The organism is Paracoccus sp. IB05 (assembly GCF_016405985.1).
In the GTDB taxonomy this organism is placed as follows: domain Bacteria; phylum Pseudomonadota; class Alphaproteobacteria; order Rhodobacterales; family Rhodobacteraceae; genus Pseudogemmobacter.
Genome location: NZ_JAEFCF010000026.1, coordinates 55,756 through 73,843, shown reverse-complemented (window position 1 = coordinate 73,843; position 18,088 = coordinate 55,756). Strand labels below are relative to the sequence as shown.

Sequence of the window (18,088 nt, the reverse complement as noted above, 5' to 3'; positions counted from 1 at the left end):
CACGGCTTTGACCTGATGCATGAGGGCAAGTCGATCCGGGCGGTTGTGGTCTATTGAGGACTGACTGGCAGAGCTGTCCGCCCCTTCACAGGGGCGGAGGCCTCCGGCGGGAGTATTTCAGTCAAGAGGAAGGGGCGGGTTGCGCCCCTTTTTCAGTTTTCGGACGGGTTGCCGCCGAGGTGGCGGGTGCCGCGCTGTTCTGAGAGGCGCATCTGCTTTTCGCGCTCGCGGAAGCGTTCGCGGTCGGCGTCTGAATATTCGGTGACACAGGCGGGGCAGCAGACGCCCGGTTCATAGGCGGGGTGGTTCCGGTCTCCGGTTGAGACCGGGCGGCGGCAGGCACCGCAGCTGTGGTAAGCGCCGGGGACAAGGCCGTGGCCGACCGAGACGCGGCCATCAAAGACATAGCATTCGCCCTGCCAGAGCGAGGTTTCCTCGGGTATCTCTTCGAGATATTTCAGGATACCGCCCTTGAGGTGGAACACGTCTTCGACGCCCTGGGACATCAGGTAATTGGTGGATTTCTCGCAGCGGATGCCGCCGGTGCAGAACATCGCGATGCGTTTATTGTGAAAACGCTCACGGTTCGCCTCCCACCAGGCGGGGAAGTCACGGAAGCTTTTTGTGCCGGGGTCGATGGCGCCCTGGAAACTGCCGATGCCCACCTCGTAATCATTGCGGGTGTCGATCACGGCGACGTCGGGAGCGGTGATCATCTCGTTCCATTCGGCGGGCGAGAGGTAATGCCCGACCGAGGCGCGGGGATCTACGCCTTCGACGCCCATGGTGACGATTTCGCGCTTCAGTTTCACCTTCATGCGGCCGAAGGGCATCTCGTCTGACTGCGCTTCTTTCCAGTCGAGAGCCGCGCAGCCGGGCAGGGCGCGCAGATGCGCCAGCACGGCATCGATGCCCGCACGCGGGCCGGCGATGGTGCCATTGACACCTTCGGTCGCAAGCAAAAGCGATCCTTTCACGCCTTCGCGCGCGCAAAGATCCAGCAGGGCCTCGCGCAGGGCGGCAGGGTCGGGGAATCTGGTGAAGTGATAGAGGGCTGCGATGGTGATCATAGGCGCGAAATGGACCTCCGGGGGCGTGAAATCAAGCGGATTGGTTGACGCAGGCGCCTGCCCGCGTGAGGCTGGCCAAAATCCGGAGGGCCTGAGATGCGCGAAACCGATGCCGCATTGATCGTCATTGATGTTCAGAATGACTTCTGCCCCGGCGGCGCATTGGCGGTTGAGGGCGGTGATCAGATCATCGCCGGGATCAATGCGCTGATGCCGGAGTTTGGCTGCGTGGTGCTGACCCAGGACTGGCACCCGGCGGATCACAGCTCTTTCGCCGACAGTCACCCCGGTGCTGCGCCGTTTACGGTGACGGAGATGCCTTACGGGCCGCAGGTGCTCTGGCCGCGCCATTGTGTGATCGGGTCAGAGGGGGCGGCGTTTCACCCTGACCTCGAGACCGGCCCGGCGCAGCTGATCCTCAGGAAGGGGTTTCGCGCCGGGATCGACAGCTATTCGGCCTTTTTCGAGAATGACCGGGAAACCGCGACCGGACTGGAGGCCTGGCTCCGCGCGCGCGGGATCACGACTCTGGTTCTGGCGGGCCTCGCCACCGATTACTGCGTGGCCTATTCGGCGCTGGATGCGGTGCGGCTCGGGTTCCGGGTCGAATTGCGCGAGGATCTCAGCCGCGCGATTGATCTGGATGGCTCGCTGGAAGAGGCGCGGGCGCAAATGGCCGATGCGGGCGTCGTGATGGTCAATCCGCGCTGATATTTCCTGACAGGAATGCTGGACAGTGACGCGAGGGGTTGCTTTAACCGCTTCACCGCCCGGAAGACGCCAGGGCATGGAGGCTGAGACATGGTCGATATCGCAACGCGCGTGCACAATCACAACTGGAAGATCGACCCGATTGTCCGGTCTTTGCTGGACACAGATTTTTACAAGCTGTTGATGTGTCAGTCGATTTTTCGCAATCGGCCCGACACAAATGTCACCTTCTCGCTGATCAACCGCACGAAGTCGGTGCGCCTTGCCGATCTGATCGACGAGGGGGAGCTGCGCGAGCAGCTGGATCATGTGCGTTCGCTCAGCCTCAGGCGCGGGGAAAGCACCTGGCTCAGGGGCAATACCTTTTACGGCAAGCGCCAGATGTTCCGCCCCGATTTCATGGAATGGTTCGAGGGGCTGAAACTGCCGCCCTATTACCTGGAAAAGCGCGACGGCCAGTATGAGCTGACCTTTGAGGGCAAATGGCCCGAGGTCATGCTCTGGGAGATTCCGGCGCTGGCGGTGATCATGGAACTGCGCTCGCGGGCTGTGCTGAAGGATATGCACAAATTCGAGCTTCAGGTGCTTTATGCCCGCGCCATGACCCGGCTTTGGGAAAAGGTCGAACGGCTGCGCCAGATCCCGGGGCTGAAAATGGCCGATTTCGGCACACGACGCCGGCACAGCTATCTCTGGCAGGACTGGTGCGTCCAGGCGCTGCAGGAGGGGCTGGGAGAGGCGTTTACCGGCACCTCGAATTGCCTGATCGCGATGAAGCGCGATATCGAGGCGATCGGCACCAACGCGCATGAGCTGCCGATGGTCTATGCGGCGCTGGCGAAGGATGATGCCGAACTCGCCCAGGCGCCGTATCAGGTGCTGGCCGACTGGCATGACGAACATGACGGCAATCTCAGGATGATCCTGCCCGACACATTCGGGACCGAGGGTTTCCTGAAACGCGCGCCTGACTGGCTGGCGGGCTGGACCGGCATCCGGATTGACAGCGGCGATCCCGCGGCGGCGGCAGAGCGTGCGATCCAATGGTGGAAAGAGCGCGGCGAAGATCCGCGCGAAAAGCTGGTGATCTTCTCAGACGGGCTGGATGTGGCGATGATCGAAAAGCTGCATATGCAATTCCAGGGCCGGGTGAAGGTCTCCTTCGGCTGGGGCACCAATCTGACCAATGACTTCCGCGGCTTTGTGCCGAATGACGCGCTGGCGCCGTTCAGCCTTGTCTGCAAGGCGATCTCGGCCAATGGCCGCCCGACGGTGAAGCTGTCCGATAACCCGAACAAGGCAATGGGGCCGGCGGCGGAAATCGAGCGCTACAAGCGCGTTTTTGCGGTTGGCGATCAGCAGGCGCAAGAGGTGCTGGTCTGATCTGGCGCATCGCCGGGAGCAGGGGCGGAGCGGGAGTATTTCTGTGACGGTCAGACATTTCTATCTGGCGATGGCGGTCATCGGCACGCTGGTGCCCTGGCTGTTCTTCGGCTCATTCTTTGCGCTGAACGGTCTCGATATCCCGCTCTTCCTGCAATCGCTTTTCGCGAATGGCGCCGCAGCGGGCTTTTCCATCGACGTGCTTTTGTCGATCCTCGTCTTCTGGGTCTGGTCCTGGCGGGATGCTGCGTGCAACAGGATCCGGCACTGGTGGCTGGTGCTGCCCGCGAGCTTCTTCGTCGGTCTGTCACTGTCGCTGCCGCTTTACCTCTGGCTGCGTGAGCGGGCATGACGCGAGACGCGCGCGGCGATGGCGGGAAATCTGCTCCCGTGCAGCAGAGCCCGCCGCAACCGGGAGGCCTTTGATAAGCCGCACCGGAAACACGGCAGACTTTGCTGCCCGGAGAGGCTGGCTCTCTAAACAGATCCTGCATGGTCGTTGCACGGTCAGAGCGGCTTTTCGAACCAGACCCTGCGGAAGCCGTCTTCTTCGCCCCGTCGCGTCTCGACATAGCCAAGCTTCGGGTAAATCGCGATATTCTCGACCATTTTCTCATTTGTATAGAGAGAAATGGCCCGGAGCCCCAGGCGCCGCGCCTCTGCCTCGCAACAGCCGATCAGCGCCTTGCCGATGCCGCGCCCGGCGGCCGCAGGCAGCACCGCGACATTTTCCAGCAGCATCACATCCCCTTGCGGGGCAAAGACGATGAAGCCCGCGAGATCGCTGCCATCTTCTGCGATCCAGACCTGACCGGCGGCGATCTGCCCCCGGTAATCCGCCAGCATCGGCGCCGGCTTGCGTCCGATCACCGGGATATATCGGGAATAGGCCTGTTCGGCACAGGCGAGAATGGCGGCTTCGTCGCAGGCCTCGGCCGGACGGATCATCGTCGCCTTGGGGGTATCAGTGTGGCTGTCAGTCATCGTCGCCCACCTTGCCCCGCATCGACTTGACCTCACCGCGCGCGGATTTTGACGCGAGCCTGCGCTGCTGGCTTCCCCAGGTGGCTTTGGTCGCGATGCGGCGCTTCGGGACGACCAGCGCCTGGCGGATCAGTTCAATCAGCCGCTCGCGGGCGATCTCGCGGTTGCGGGCCTGGCTGCGGGTCTCATCAACCTGAATGACCAGCGCGCCCTCCAGCGTCCATTTCCGCCCGGCGAGGCGTTTGAGCCTGGTTTTGACCGGGCCTGTCAGATGCGGCGAGCGTTCGGCCTCGAATCGCAGCTCCACTGCGGTCGAGACCTTGTTGACATTCTGCCCGCCGGGACCGGAGGCCCGCATGAAGCTCTCCGAGAGCTCCCAGTCGGCGATGGCGATGGTATCGGTGACGTGTAACATGGGGTTGGGAGATGGGGTGCAAAGCAGAGAAAGGGCCGCCTGACCGGCGACCCTTTCCGAGTTCCAAGGAGATGGGCCAGTTAGGAATTGAAGGCCCAATCAGTCGTTCGTCTTGCTAAGGGGCTGCCCTCAGAAAACACCCCTCCTGACTGTCTTGACACCTCTCTCCAATATCACTCTAGACACTGGATCACCTCCTTTCGAAAAGTTTCCGATAGGGTGATGCTGGCACAGATTTGGTATCGATCAAGTAAATTTACGCAAATCTAGCGGTCACCTTGCCGATTATGATGCGGAAAGGCACCAGTGCGACCAGGGCAAGCGCAATTTTAACGCACCAGTCGCCAATCGCGAGAGAGACCCAGAACGGCACGGCCGATCCAAAGCCCAGAAGCGGGCCGGGCGCTGCGGCCCAGGAGACATCGACACCGGGATCGAGGAAGGTGAAGAAGGCGGCGAAGGCGATGGAGAAAAAGATCACCGTGTCGATGCTGGACGAGATCAGCGACGAGATCAGAGGTGCTTTCCACCAGGACTGGTTGCGGAGCGCGGTAAAGATCGAGACATCGACCATCTGCGCGACGAGGTAGGCGAGGCCAGAGCCGATGGCGATGCGCAGGGTAACGAGCGGACCGAATTCGCCCATGATCTGTGTGCCGATCAGGGAACAGATGAGGCCGGTGAGAAAGCCCGCCAGCACCACGATCCGCGCGGCGCGCGGCCCCTGGAAGCGGTTGACCAGATCTCCGACAAGGAAGGCGAAGGGGTAGGTAAAGGCGCCCCAGGTCAGGAAATCCCCGAAGGGAAACTGCACGAGGATGTTCGAGGCCAGCACGATGGCGGCCATGGCAAGAATGCCGGGCAGAAGGCGGATCATGGATTTGTTTTCCGTTTTGACAAGGTAGCGGAGACTTGGCCCCCACCTGCGCGAGGGACGGCGCTCCATACGCCTGTCCCGGCGAGCCGTCAATCGCGTCAATGCCCGCTACACGGGCATCGGGGGGCGCTGCCCCCCGCCTCCTTCGGAGCCCCCCGGGATATTTAGAGACAGAAAATATATAAAGGATTTATCATTTTCTGTCTCTAAATATCCCCGCCGGAGGCTTTCCCGGGGCCGCCAGCGGCTCCGGGAACGTCTGTTGCTTCAGTTCGCGTCCAGCACGCCCTGGCACTGGCGCGGCAGGTCGGCCATGGTGAACTGGCGCGGGTGTTTTTTCTTCGGCGGATCTTCTTCGTCCGGGTCCTTCTTGCCCGGCTGCTTTTTCGGCGGGTTCAGGTAGTCGGTCACCCACCAGTCCAGCGTCTCGTCACAGCCATTGCCGCCTGTGGAGAGGTCGGCCACAGTGGGCGTCTGTGTCTCGCAGGCGGTGGCGCCCGCCGGGCATTTCAGCCGCACGTGGAAATGGGTGTCATGGCCTGCCACCGGGCGCAGCTTTTGCAGCCAGGCGGTGTCGGACTTCTGCGCGGTCCTGCAGATTTCCAGTTTGATCGCGGCGGCGACGAAAATCCGGTCAACCCGCGGATCCGAGGCCGCGACCTTCAGCAGGTTCTGCGCTGCCGGCCCCCAGGCGCGGGTGACCGATTTCTGATCGGCCGAACGCATCGGGATCGATGAGAGGCTCTCGCGTTCCGCGACCGAGAGGTCGAGCCGTTTCGGCGCGAGCCACCAGATATCGGCATCCAGCCCGATCTGATGGCTGGCATGTCCTGTGATCATCGGGCCGCCCCTCGGCTGGCTGATATCGCCGATATAGAGACCTTTGCCCCAGCCGATCTGGCTTGCGGCATAGGACAGGTCCATCAGGAATTCGACCATTACCGGCTGGCCCCAGTTGCGGTTTCTGGACAGCCGCATCGACTGCCAGTGCGGGCCATTTTCCGGCATTTTCAGCAGCCCCGCCGCGCAGCCTTTCGCATAGGATCCGATCGGCATCGGATCCTGTTTCGAGGGTGTCTTCCAGGCGCCGAGCAGGTCCTTTGCCAGCTGTTGCGCGGCCGCCGGCAGTGGCGCGATCAGACCTGCACAAAGTGCCGCGAGCAGGGGGAGAGCACGCAGTTTCATCATGGCTGTTCACCTTTGGCATTGACGAAGGCCAGCAGCACCAGCCCGAGCAGGAAAAGCGCGATCAGCGGCAGGCCGATCCCGATACGTTGCGAGCCCGAGATCATGCTGACCAGTGCGATGGCCGAGGGGGCGATGAAGCTCGCGACCTTGCCGGAAAGCGCGAAGAGGCCGAAGGCTTCGGTGGCGCGGTCGGGGGTGGTGTGGCGCAGCATCATGGTGCGCGATGCCGCCTGGACCACGCCGCCCGCGCCGCCGATCAGCGCGCCGCAGACCATGAAGATGCGGTCGGATTCATTGGATGCAGAATCCAGCGCGATGCCCCAGATCTGGTCGCGGGTCAGGCCCAGCAGCACGAGGCAGACCAGCGTCAGCACCAGAACCGCCACTGCGATCACCGGCTTGGGCCCGAACGCCCGGTCGGCGCGGCCGCCCGCCCAGGAACAGGCCACGGCTGCCACCGCGCCGACGATGCCGAAAATGCCGATCTGCCCGACGCTCCAGCCCAGAACGCCCGAGGCATAGACCCCGCCAAAGGCGTAAAGCGCGTTCAGCGCGTCGCGGTACAGAAGCGAAGAGCCGAGATAGGCGCTCAGGCTGCGGCGGAACCGCAGCGAGGCAAGCAGATCCTTCAGCTCATTCAGCGCGCGGCCCAGTTGCAGCGGTCGGCTGACGGTTTTCGGTTCTTTGACCCAAAGAAAGAAGGGGATCATGAAGATCATGAACCAGATGGCGGTGAAGGGGCCAACGATGCGGGTGCCGATCATCGTCTCGCTGTCTTCGCCGAGGATCGGCCGGATGCCAAGATAAGTGCGCGGCCCGGCCTCGGCCGTTTCGATCGCGCTGAGTTCCGGCCCGGCAAGGCTGTCATCTTCGACCAGCGGCTGGCCGGCTTCGCCGATTGCGCCGGCATATTCGCCGCCTTCGTCCTGCGGTGCGGCGATGAACAGGCCCAGCATCAGGACCAGTGCGATCAGCCCGCCCAGATAGCCAAAGGCAAAGCCATAGCCCGAAATCGCGCCGAGATCCTCGTGATCCGACAAGGACGGCATCAGCGCATTGGTGAAGATGGTGGCGAATTCCATCCCGATAAAGCCCATGCCGAAGAACACGACAGCCCACCACAGGATGCCGATTTCTCCGCCAGGTGCGACCCACCACAGCGCCCAGGCACCGATCACGTAGAAGGATGAAAAGATCCAGACCCAGATCAGCCGCCGCCCGGTGGAATCTGCAATGGCGCCAAGGATAGGCGCCAGAAGCGCGATGATGATCGAGGTTGCGGCGATGCCCCAGCCCCAGAAGCTCTGGGCGGCGGCTTTGGCGGCCTCTTCGTCGAGACCGGTGCCCATGTAATAGCCGCGTGCGACCTCGGCAAAATAGGGGCCGAAGATGAAGGTCAGCAAGAGCGTGCTATAGGGCTGGCTGGCCCAGTCAAAGAAATACCAGCCCCAGATCCGTTTCTTTGCACTGACCATGACACGCCCTCTGTTTCGAGGGTCAGTGAATCGCGAAATGACCCCGGGTGCAAGCGCTCAGGCCTGCATGGGCGGCCAGGGACGGGTGGCATCGGCCCCTGACCAGGCGGTGACCCAGACGGGCAGGGCTGGGCTTTCCGGCGCGAGGCCAAGCGCTTCGGCCATTTCAGACGGCGCCACGATGCCGCGCGCGCCGCGCGTGATCGCCAGGCGGATCAGCACATGCGAGGTGCATTCATCCCCCGCCACATGCTTTGTTCCATATATGCAATGCGCGCGTCCCGGCGGATCAGCCGTGATCAAATCCCGACCCGCTGAAGCGCCCGCACCCGGCGGCGATAGCGGACCGAGGCGCCCGCCACCGACATGCCCCAGCCTTTGCCCTTCGCGATCCGGTGGAGTCCGCTCCGCTCTCGCAAAGGCAGGCGGCCCAGATCGTAAAGCGCCAGCCTGCGGCCATTGTTCAGCTCAAGCCAGGGGGCGATATCCCAGGGCAGGCAGAGATGGAAGGAGATAGGGGTGTCAAAGGCCGCAAGAGCCGGCTGCCGCCGCGCTTTGGCGATCACGAGGGCCATGCGACGCCAGGGATACATCGTGTTCTCCGTATGGCGCCCTTTTCAATGGCACCCGAGTTCTGAACAGCGCGTGACGGTGCCCCGGGGAAATCCGATCCTGAGGCCAAGGATGACCTCACCTTCGCAGAAGCGAACCGGCTGCATCCGTTAACCGGGGCTTCACTGCTGGCCAGGCAGAATTGGGGCGTGGCAGAAACAGGGGCCCTGCCGATCAGGCTCCTGGCAGATCGGGCGTCTGACAGACTGGCGTCAGCCTGCTTTGGCTTGCCCTGAGACCCGGCTCGCGCTACCTGTTCCAAAGCTCGCATGATGAGGAAAAGATGAAGTCCGTTTTCGATATCCTGATGCTTCTCCTCGGTGTGGCGCAATTTGTGGTGCTCGCCCATGTCATTCTCAGCTGGCTGATCAATTTCCAGGTGCTGAATATCCGCCAGCCGCTGGTGGCCCAGATCTGGTACAGCCTGAACCGCCTGCTCGAGCCGGTTTACAACCGAGTCCGCAGTATTCTGCCATCGATGCAGGGAATTGATTTCGCGCCGCTGGTGGTTCTGCTCGTGATCATCGGGCTTCGGATGATCCTTCTCAACAACCAATACGCCTTCATGTGATGCGCGACAGCGTCCCTCTCTCTCCCGCCGCGCTGCTGGCGGAGATATTCGGCTTTCAGGGCTTCCGCCCCGGCCAGGCCGAGATTGTAGAGGCGGTGACGGCCGGGCTGAACACGCTGGCGATCATGCCGACGGGTGGCGGGAAATCGCTGTGTTTCCAGCTGCCTGCTCTGTGCCGCGACGGTGTGACGGTGGTGATCTCGCCGCTGATCGCCCTGATGCGCGACCAGGTCCGGGGCCTGCGCGAGGCGGGGGTCGAGGCGGGCGCGCTGACCTCCGGCAATACCGATGAGGAAACCGAAGAGGTCTTTCAGGCGCTGGATGAGGGGCGGCTGAAGCTTCTTTACATGGCGCCGGAACGCCTGGCGGCGGGGGCGACTTCGGCGCTGCTCCGCCGGATCAATGTGACGCTGATCGCGGTCGATGAGGCGCATTGCGTCAGCCAGTGGGGCCATGACTTCCGCCCGGATTACCTGCGCATCGGGGAACTCAGGCGCGCGCTGAATGTGCCGCTTGCCGCCTTCACCGCCACCGCGGATGAGGAAACCCGGGCCGAAATCGTGCAGCGCCTGTTTGACGGCGCGCAGCCCGAGACGTTTCTGCGCGGCTTTGACCGTCCGAATATCCATCTGTCCTTTGCCGCCAAAGACACCCCGCGCGAACAGATCCTGCGCTATGCGGCGGCGCGGCGCGGTCAGTCCGGCATCGTCTATTGCGGCACCCGTGCCAAGACCGAGACACTGTCCCAGGCGCTCCGCGAGGCGGGACATTCCGCGCTGCATTACCATGGCGGGATGGAGGCGGGCGAGCGCCGCCATGTCGAGACCCGGTTCCAGCGCGATGACGGGCTGATCGTGGTGGCGACGGTGGCCTTCGGGATGGGGATCGACAAGCCCGATATCCGCTGGGTCGCCCATGCCGATCTGCCGAAATCCATCGAATCCTATTACCAGGAGATCGGGCGCGCCGGGCGTGATGGCGCGCCCGCCGAGGCGCTGACGCTTTATGGCGCCGATGACATCCGCTACCGCCGCACCCAGATTGACGAGGGGGCAGCGCCGCCCGAACGTAAGGCCGCCGATCATGGCCGGCTGAACGCGCTTCTGGGTCTGGCCGAGGCGCTGGCCTGCCGCCGTCAGGTGCTGCTGGCCTATTTCGGTGAGGCAAGCGGGGCTTGCGGCAATTGCGATCTCTGCACCACGCCGCCGGCGGTGTTTGATGGCACAGAACCCGTGCGCAAGGCGCTTTCCGCCGTGCTCAGGACCGGCGAAAGCTATGGCGCCGGCCATCTGATTGACATTCTCACCGGCACCTCGACCGAAAAGGTGCGCGCCCGCAGCCATCAGGATCTGCCGACCTTCGGGGTCGGGCGCGAGCTTTCGAAAGCCGCCTGGGGGTCAGTTTTCCTGCAGATGATGGGGCGCGATCTGCTCAGGCCGGATTTTGAACGCCACGGCGCGCTGAGAATGACCGAGGCCGCCCGCCCTGTGCTGCGCGGCGATGTCGAAATCCAGCTCCGCCGCCCCGACATCCGTGCCCCGAAATCGGTGGTCAAGGCGCTGGTGGCCGAGGAAGATGCGCCGATCCTTTCGGCGCTGAAAGCCAAACGCCGGGCGCTGGCCGAGGCGGCGGGCGTGCCGGCCTATGTGATTTTCGCCGACCGCACCCTGATCGAGATGGCCGAGAAACGGCCCGAAACCCTGGATCAGATGGCGCAGATTTCCGGGGTTGGCGCGAAAAAGCTGGAAAGCTACGGGCTGGCTTTCCTGCAGGTGATCGCGTCGGGGATGCAGGCGCCGCATCCGGCGCGGATGGCGCTGGCGGGGCAGGCGGCGGGCGCGGTCTATGACCTTCTGGCCGAGGCGCAGCTGCGGCTCGCGCGGGGCGAGGACGGGATCGGCAAACATCTTTCCTGCAATGCAACCACCCTGCGCCAGATTGCCGAACGCCGCCCGTCAAGCCTGACCGAGCTGGAGCGGGTTCAGGGCATGGGGCCGCAAAAGGCCGAGCGTTTCGGCCCGGCCTTTCTTGACATCCTGCATCGGATTGCCGGTTCGCGCTGAGGCTTCCCGACCGGTGGCGCGGCTCAGCCGGTCACCCGCCTGTCGCCTCCAAGCTGGCTGATCGCCATCTGCGCCATGCCCTGGTTCATCACCGTCGCATCGGCGAGCATAAAGACCGCGCCGGCGCCGTTCTGCACCTGGATCAGCAGCCGCCGTTTTGCGGTCGAGAGGCTGAAAAAGCTGACCGGACCCCCCTCTGCCGTCAGCCGCTCATCTTGCAGCTGCGTCAGCATCACGCGGCAGAAATCAGCAAGCTGTGCCAGGGTTTCCGCATCGCCTGCAAGCAGGGTATGGCCCGCGCCATCTTCATGCAGCAGGCCCGCCTGCAAGAGCCCGGGCTGGGCCGGCGAGGCTTTTTTGGCAACGGGTGCAACCGGTTCGGGGTCTGGCGGAACCTCAACATGGGCCTCGACCCCGACGTCAGCCCCGGCTGCCGCGACGGGGATGTGTTCCACCTCTGCGACGGCCTCGGACGTGCTTTCGGCAACCATGTCGGGAGCCGGGTTTTCAGGGGCCGAGACCTCTGTATCAGACCCAGCGTCGGAAAGGATCGTTTCTTCCACTTTCGCCACTTCCGTGACGAGTGGCGGGTCTTCTTCGGCTTCCGCCGCGAACCTGGCCTCAAAACCGGGGGCGGCCCGGGTTTCCACCGGTCTCTCGCGTGGCTCCCGGTCATAGACGGTGCGGCCCGGCTGGTCGGCGAAGCCACGCAGCAGCGCCGCAAGGGGCGCGCCGCCGGTTTCCTGCCATTCCGCTTCGGACCCGGCAGATGCCGCGATTTTGCGACGGTCGCCAAAGAGGAAGAAGCGATGCCCGAAAAGGGCAGCGGTCTCGCGCTCCATCCGCTCCATCAGCCGGCCGCGATCCTTATCCGAGCGCAGCTTGTCGCCACGCGACACGATCAGGATGGAACGGTCGGGCCGGGTCTCGCCCAGGGCTTCGACGATCGCCTTTTCCGTCAGCCGCCAGGCCTGCGAGCCGATGGTGACCCAGATCATCACATCGGCCGATTGCACGAGGTCGATCTGATCCCCGGTCAGCTCTTCGGCTTTGGTCATCGGCAATTCGATCAGCTCGATCCCAGACAGATGCGGCTGATCGAGCCAGAGACGGACAAATTCGGCCTCATGAAACAGCTCAGTTGTGCCGGGGAGGGCGGCGCGCATCTCGCGTCCATCCCGCCTGGAGGCCTCGATCCCGGGGATCTCACGCCAGCCGGCGACCAGCACCGGACGCGCGCTCTGCCCGATATTGTCCGGCAGCAACTGGTCGCGTATCAGCGCATTCATCACGGTGGATTTTCCGGCGCTGACTTCACCGCAGATCACCACGCGCAAGGGCGAGCCAGTGCCGGCGGTCGCGCGTTTTTCCTGCAAAAGGGCGGTCAGATCTGTCATTTTCATGCGGCAGCCCCAAGTTCCGGACGCTTCAGCCCGGTTTCCAGCGCGGCAAGCGCGGTCAGGCGGTGCTCCAGCGCCTCCATTTTTGTTTGCAGGCGCTGCAAGACGGCCTTCCGGGCTTCGGGGTTCAGTGCAATGCGTTCCATATCTGTCTTGTCCTGTTGCAGCCGGATCGCGTTTTCCGACAGGATCGCGTCGAACATCCTGAGCATCACACGGATCCGCGACATGCCTGCACTGGCGCGCTCCAGCTGCGCCTCATTATAGGCCGCGAGAATTTTCTCGACCGAAGGCCGCAGCTCTTCGGTGGTCAGCATACGCAAAGCGCCCAGCGATTTGTCGACATTCAGCGAAGGTTTGCGCCAGAAGGCCCAGCTGCGGTCAACGATCATGCCGACGCGCAGGTTGCGTTTCGCGAAGGTCAGGGTCGAGGTGAAACTGTAGCAGGGCAGACCCTCAAGCGTTATCTCGGCGGTCGGATCCGCGGATGTCCTGTCCTGGAATTTCGAACCAATCGCCTGGCGGCAGGCCTGGATACAGCTTTGCAGCGCCGCATCCGTGCCGCTGCGCGAGCCGATATAGCATTGGCGCGTTTCGGCCTCGAGCGCCGACTGAAGCGGCAGCAGGTCGAAATCGAGCGTTGTACTGGCATCGCCTGGCTGAGCATCGCCGAAAAGCCGGTCCTCGAAGGCGCTCTTCTGGCGGTCGACAAAATCGCCGATCGCATCCATGAGCCGCGCCTCAAGCCCGGTCCAGGATTTCGACACCACCTGTTCGATCTGCGCATCTGCGGCGTCGACGAGGCCCTCGAGCCGGTTGCGCAGATCGCGGATGCCTGAGATTTCGGAACTCACATCACGGGCCGCAGTTCTGGCGATATCGCTGCGCAGGCTTTCCATCTGCACCCGCAAAGCGTCGCGTTCGCGGTTGTCGATGAACTGGGCCGCATTCAGCTCGGCCCGGATATCACCGCGCAACTGGTTGAGCTGCTGGCTGCCCACACCGCTGTCAAGCGTGGCCGAGAGCGTGTCTTTCAGCCGGTTCAGCCCCGAGGCGAGCATCAGCCGGTCTTTGCGGTCGCGCGGCAGGCGGCCACAGGTTTCGCGGATATACTGCGCAAGCTCGTCACTGTCGGCGGCCTCGCGGAGCTGATCGGCCCCTTCGTCTTCGCGCAGCGCCAGATCGGCAAGCCAGGCAGACCCCGCAACGATACGAAAGTCGATTTCCGGGATCGCGGCGCGCAGCCGGCATTCGACATCGGCGATGACGCGCGGCACCTGGATGCTGTAATCGTCGAGCTCGTCGATGCGATTGATGAAGATCATCACATCCTTGTCGTCCTGGCGCGCCAGGATCCGGATCAGCGCGACGTCGACATCGGTCAGCGGCTGATGCGCCGAAAGCACCATGATGAAGACATCGGATTTGTCGAGGCTGCGGCAGGTCAGCTCGTCACGCACAAGGAACGGGTCATTCACCCCGGGGGTGTCGGTGATGATGGCCGGCACTTCGAATTCCGGCAAGCGCATGTAAATACTGGCGCTTTTGGTCAGCGCGGCATAGCGGCCAAGCGCTTCGCGGTCGAGCCCGTCATCGCTGCCGGGGCCGGCGCAGACATAGCGCTTCAGCAGACCGGCCGAAAGGTGGTCATGGTCATGTCTGCTGCCAAGCAGCGCATGGTAATGGCGCCCGAGCCGGCGCTGCGCGCGTTCGCGCATCTCTTCGCTCTGGCGGCGCAGCACGTCGCTGTCAAAGCCCGGCAACAGGTCTTCGGTCAGCTGGCGGATGGCAGAGCCGCTGTCGGTGATCTCCTGCCAGTCGGCTTCGTCGAAGAACTCGAAACGCGCGCCCGAGGCCGGGTCCGAGGCGATATTGACGCGGATATTGGTGACCACCGATGTCCAGGGATTGATATCCGAGGGCAGGAAATCATGCTGATGCAAAAAGGCGTTGAGGAAGGTGGATTTCCCGGCCTTGACCTGACCGATCACCGCGATGCGGGCGGTCCAGTCCTCCAGCCGGTTGCGCAAGGGGGCAAAATTCGGCCTGGTTTTCGGATCGACCAGGTGGTCGACCCTGTCGAGCCCGTCGCGCAAAAAGGCGAGCTCCTGCCGCAGTTGCGGAGCGATTTTCACGACGGCCTCCTTCCGGCCGGGATTCCGGCCACGCTGACTGGAAAAACGGCCAGCACCGGGCAAATGCCTCGCCGCCGCTGACATTCCGCTGCCCCGGCCGCGCGCCGGGACAAAGGGGGGATACTGGCCCTTTCGGGCCGTTCTGACCGCACTACTCGTTACCCCTGTCCGATTGCTTTACGTCACAGCCGGACAGTTATCCTTAATGGTGGCTGGGTTATGGCCGTCTGGGGGCCAAGTCTGGGCTTTGAACACCCCCGGAGCGCCCTCTGTCCGGTCCCCGTCAGGGATTGCCGGCATTTGCCGCCCCGGAACGGCCCGGCCTTCTGGCGCCCCGGAAGACGCCCGAAGACCGAAGATGCCCGAAGACCAGGGCCGTGTCAGACCTTCAGCTTGCCTTCGACGTTTTTCACGGAGATGCGGGCGAGACCCAGGTTCGCATTGCTGCGATCCAGCGCAACATAAACGAAGACGGCCGGGTTCGAGGCCAGCGGACGGATCAGGTGCAGCTGGGTGCCGAGCGTGATCAGGATGTCTTCGATATGATCATCAAGACCCAGAGCGGCCATCGCAGCGTTCTTTGCGCGCACCACTTCGGTGTTTGCAGCGCCAGCGGCTTCGAGGTCGAATTTGATCCCGCTCGACTCGCTTGCCAGCATCAGGCCGGTTTCGCTGTCAACAAGGCAGGCGCCGATAAAGCCGGCGATTTTTTTCAGTTCAGAGATGTTGGTCGACATTTTGGGTGAGATCCTTTGTTTGCACGATGTATCATTTCTGAATTCAACATTTGTTTTAATGTTGACCTGATTGGATCCATTTTGAGGAAAATGAGGCAATGATTTTGGCGCAATAATGGCGTTTGTTGTCTTTGGGGGTGTGGTTAATTTAAAAATATATAATTAAATCAATTAATTAATAATATGGTATCTTCTCAGGTTGAGACTGTTTAAGGTCGTATACTTCTGGTTGATTTGCGTCATTGAGTGATTTTTTCCTGACTCGGAAAATATAAAAAATCGGAAATTTTCCCGGGGGTAATTCAATTGATGATTGTAAAGATAAGGGCGGGTTCTGCAATGAAGATGGCTGCAATTGTTTGCGAAATAAAGTAATAATCATCGCCTGGTTGAATCTTTTCGGGATATAAATCAACCATGCCGTGATTCAATCAATCAAGAGTTGATATGCGCTCCGGTTCTGTAAACAATAGACCGCATTGAGCCGGATGGGCAGAGGATCCGGCAGCGGCCAGGGCGCAGGAATGCGCGGCCCATTAACGGGGGGCAGCCTGGCTGCGACACGCGGGCTGCGACACGCGGGCCGCGACAGCCGGGCGCGCGGGCCGGGCGCGCGGGCCGGTCACGCCCTGGCGCGGTACTCGGCCGGAATCAGCCCACGCAGCGCATTGCCGACCCAGAGCCGCACGGTGCCCAGATCTTCGGGCCACAGGATCTCCTCGGGGCAGGCCAGCTCGCTGCGCAAGACGCCCGGCAGCAGGCCAGAGCTCAGCGGCGGTGTGCGCAGTCCGGCGCCACGGTCGAAAAACACCGTGGTGATCGTCCCCTCGCTGATCTCGCCGCGCTCGTTCAGAAAGAGCGCCTCGTCGATCCCGGCGGGCAATGCCGCCCGGGCCGCGTCATGGATCGCGCGACGCGAGGATTTTACCGAAAGCCAGGGGTCATCCGAAGCCAGCCGCTGTCCGGCGAGGCTGACGCTCCAATGCGGTTTCGCAGCGGGGAGGGGATGGGTTTCCCAGAGCAGCCGCCCCGCTGCATTAAGGGTCAGCCGCAGACGGGCGGGAGAGGCGGGCCCCGCAGGCGCCGCAGGTTCCGGCAGCACCCAGCCAAGTGCCAGCGCGCTGCGCTGCAGCCGCGCCAGATGCAGCGGCCAGCGCGGCGCGGTGGCCCCGGTCCAGAGCACCGTCTCGATCAGCGTCAGTCCCGGCTCACCGCCGCATTGACGAAGCGCGCTTTCCATAGCGCCTCCTCCCATTCGCCGGCCTCGGTCGAGCCATAGACCACGCCGCCTCCGACATTCATCCTGATTTCACCGCCATCCACCGTCAGCGTGCGGATCGCGACCGAGAAATCGGCGCTGCCATCGGGGGCCATCCAGCCGATCGCGCCACAATAGGCATCGCGCGCGAAGGGCTCGACCTCGCGGATGACCTCCATCGCGCGGATCTTCGGCGCGCCGGTGACCGAACCACAGGGGAACAAGGCGCGGATCAGATCGGGCAGGCTGGCAGGCTGCGCAAGCTGGCCCTGCACCTCGGACACCATCTGATGCACGGTCGCGTAATGTTCGACGGTGTAAAGCTCGGGCACTTTCACGCTGCCGATCTGCGAGATCCGGCTGATGTCATTGCGCAGCAGGTCGACGATCATCAGATTCTCGGCCCGGTCCTTGGGGCTGGAGCGCAGCTCCTGCGCAAGATCCGCGTCGCGTGCGAGGTCGGCGTCGCGGGGGCGGGTGCCTTTCATCGGGCGGGTGGTGATCCGGCCATCGGCCTCAAGGCGGAAGAACAGTTCGGGGCTGCGCGAGACCAGCGCCGGCTCGCCCGCCAGATCGACAAAGGCGCCATGCCCGACCGGGCCAGAGCGCCGCAACCGGCCGTAAAGCCCCTCGGGCGAGCCCGAAAGCAGGCGCGAGACCATCGGGAAGGTCAGATTGGCCTGGTAGATATCGCCAGCCGCGATCAGATCCAGCACCCGGGCAATCGCGCGGTTGTAGTCTTCGCGCGAGATCACCGGCTCGGGGGCGGCGATCCGGGTCGCCCCGGCCTCTTCCTCCATCCTCGCCAGAACAGCTGCGGGGTCACGGGGGCCGGTAAAGGTCGCGAGATGCACCAGCGGCAGGCGGCGATCCCCGGGCATCAGCGCCAGAAGCCGGTCCTCGAACGCATATCCCGCCTCATACGAGATATAACCCGCAATCCAGGCCCCGGCCCGGCGCGCCTCTTCGGCGTCGCGCAAAACCGCCTCGACTTCTTCAGGGTTGCGTGCGGTTTTCACCGACAACGCGTCATCAAACAGCGCCGGGCGCTCCCCGGGGCCGTGTTCGAAAAAAATCTGGCGTCTGCTGCTTTGCATAATGGGCACAGGAATAGGGGCTGGCGGAGGACTGCGCCAGCCGGAATAACGGGTGGGAGCCTTTGCGACCACTGGCGGAGATCGGTGGCGTGACAGGGAGCGCGATGGGGGA

At 63.3% G+C, this 18,088-nt stretch carries 18 protein-coding genes; 5 read left to right on the top strand and 13 right to left on the bottom strand.

Translation table 11 applies throughout. The features are described 5' to 3' along the window. Window positions 1-152: 152 nt before the first annotated feature. Window positions 153-1,070 (bottom strand): rhodanese-related sulfurtransferase, encoded by a 918-nt coding sequence (locus tag JC607_RS16665; protein WP_198838019.1) that lies wholly within the window; start codon window positions 1,068-1,070, stop codon window positions 153-155. 96 nt (window positions 1,071-1,166) lie between these two features. On the opposite strand from JC607_RS16665, the gene pncA reads away from it, so the two are divergent. The 3 genes from pncA (at window position 1,167) to JC607_RS16650 (ending at window position 3,516) form a co-directional block, all read left to right on the top strand. After that, entirely contained in the window at window positions 1,167-1,781 is a 615-nt protein-coding gene (gene pncA / locus JC607_RS16660; RefSeq protein ID WP_198838018.1) for a bifunctional nicotinamidase/pyrazinamidase, read from the top strand. Window positions 1,782-1,871: 90 nt separating this feature from the next. Next, on the top strand, window positions 1,872-3,164 hold the full coding sequence (pncB, locus tag JC607_RS16655) for a nicotinate phosphoribosyltransferase (protein ID WP_198838017.1): 1,293 nt from the start codon (window positions 1,872-1,874) through the stop codon (window positions 3,162-3,164). A gap of 43 nt (window positions 3,165-3,207) precedes the next feature. After that, complete coding sequence (locus JC607_RS16650; protein WP_370584844.1) at window positions 3,208-3,516, top strand: DUF2834 domain-containing protein; 309 nt, start codon at window positions 3,208-3,210, stop codon at window positions 3,514-3,516. Between the two features lie 155 nt (window positions 3,517-3,671). On the opposite strand, the gene JC607_RS16645 is transcribed toward JC607_RS16650, so the two are convergent. From JC607_RS16645 to JC607_RS26095, 7 genes are all read right to left on the bottom strand, one after another. Continuing rightward, window positions 3,672-4,148: a GNAT family N-acetyltransferase gene (locus JC607_RS16645; RefSeq protein WP_233092963.1), complete on the bottom strand. Its 477-nt coding sequence runs from the start codon at window positions 4,146-4,148 to the stop codon at window positions 3,672-3,674. Beyond that, window positions 4,141-4,563, bottom strand: coding sequence for an alternative ribosome rescue aminoacyl-tRNA hydrolase ArfB (gene arfB, locus JC607_RS16640; RefSeq protein ID WP_198838016.1), 423 nt, complete (start codon window positions 4,561-4,563; stop codon window positions 4,141-4,143). Before arfB ends, JC607_RS16645 begins: the two co-directional genes overlap by 8 nt. 256 nt (window positions 4,564-4,819) lie before the next feature. Next, window positions 4,820-5,440, bottom strand: a complete 621-nt coding sequence (locus JC607_RS16635) for a queuosine precursor transporter (RefSeq protein ID WP_198838015.1) — start codon at window positions 5,438-5,440, stop codon at window positions 4,820-4,822. Window positions 5,441-5,707: 267 nt separating this feature from the next. After that, window positions 5,708-6,628, bottom strand: a complete 921-nt coding sequence (mepA, locus tag JC607_RS16630) for a penicillin-insensitive murein endopeptidase (protein WP_370584843.1) — start codon at window positions 6,626-6,628, stop codon at window positions 5,708-5,710. Beyond that, window positions 6,625-8,103, bottom strand: a complete 1,479-nt coding sequence (locus tag JC607_RS16625) for an MFS transporter (RefSeq protein ID WP_198838014.1) — start codon at window positions 8,101-8,103, stop codon at window positions 6,625-6,627. Before JC607_RS16625 ends, mepA begins: the two co-directional genes overlap by 4 nt. 57 nt (window positions 8,104-8,160) lie before the next feature. After that, on the bottom strand, window positions 8,161-8,352 hold the full coding sequence (locus tag JC607_RS26100; RefSeq protein WP_370584842.1) for a hypothetical protein: 192 nt from the start codon (window positions 8,350-8,352) through the stop codon (window positions 8,161-8,163). Window positions 8,353-8,402: 50 nt separating this feature from the next. Beyond that, window positions 8,403-8,696 carry a hypothetical protein gene (locus tag JC607_RS26095; RefSeq protein ID WP_370584841.1) on the bottom strand — a complete coding sequence of 98 codons (294 nt, stop codon included), beginning with the start codon at window positions 8,694-8,696 and terminating at the stop codon, window positions 8,403-8,405. Window positions 8,697-8,998: 302 nt separating this feature from the next. Between JC607_RS26095 and JC607_RS16615 the strand changes: the two genes are divergently transcribed. Further along, entirely contained in the window at window positions 8,999-9,286 is a 288-nt protein-coding gene (locus JC607_RS16615; RefSeq protein WP_092895560.1) for a YggT family protein, read from the top strand. Continuing rightward, window positions 9,286-11,349, top strand: coding sequence for a DNA helicase RecQ (gene recQ / locus JC607_RS16610; RefSeq protein ID WP_198838013.1), 2,064 nt, complete (start codon window positions 9,286-9,288; stop codon window positions 11,347-11,349). Before JC607_RS16615 ends, recQ begins: the two co-directional genes overlap by 1 nt. Before the next feature lie 23 nt (window positions 11,350-11,372). Here the strand turns inward: recQ and JC607_RS16605 are convergent, their stop codons facing one another. The 5 genes from JC607_RS16605 to JC607_RS16585 all read right to left on the bottom strand — a co-directional run bounded on the left by JC607_RS16605 (window position 11,373) and on the right by JC607_RS16585 (window position 17,976). Next, window positions 11,373-12,752, bottom strand: coding sequence for a dynamin family protein (locus JC607_RS16605; RefSeq protein ID WP_198838012.1), 1,380 nt, complete (start codon window positions 12,750-12,752; stop codon window positions 11,373-11,375). Beyond that, on the bottom strand, window positions 12,749-14,884 hold the full coding sequence (locus JC607_RS16600; protein WP_198838011.1) for a dynamin family protein: 2,136 nt from the start codon (window positions 14,882-14,884) through the stop codon (window positions 12,749-12,751). The genes JC607_RS16605 and JC607_RS16600 overlap by 4 nt, the downstream gene beginning before the upstream one ends. 380 nt (window positions 14,885-15,264) lie before the next feature. After that, window positions 15,265-15,621, bottom strand: a complete 357-nt coding sequence (locus JC607_RS16595; RefSeq protein ID WP_198838010.1) for a roadblock/LC7 domain-containing protein — start codon at window positions 15,619-15,621, stop codon at window positions 15,265-15,267. 622 nt (window positions 15,622-16,243) lie between these two features. Continuing rightward, complete coding sequence (locus tag JC607_RS16590) at window positions 16,244-16,861, bottom strand: aminotransferase class IV (protein ID WP_198838009.1); 618 nt, start codon at window positions 16,859-16,861, stop codon at window positions 16,244-16,246. Then, the gene (locus JC607_RS16585) at window positions 16,819-17,976 is read right to left on the bottom strand and encodes an aminodeoxychorismate synthase component I (protein ID WP_198838008.1); all 1,158 of its coding nucleotides are present in this window, start codon (window positions 17,974-17,976) and stop codon (window positions 16,819-16,821) included. Before JC607_RS16585 ends, JC607_RS16590 begins: the two co-directional genes overlap by 43 nt. Window positions 17,977-18,088: the final 112 nt, after the last annotated feature.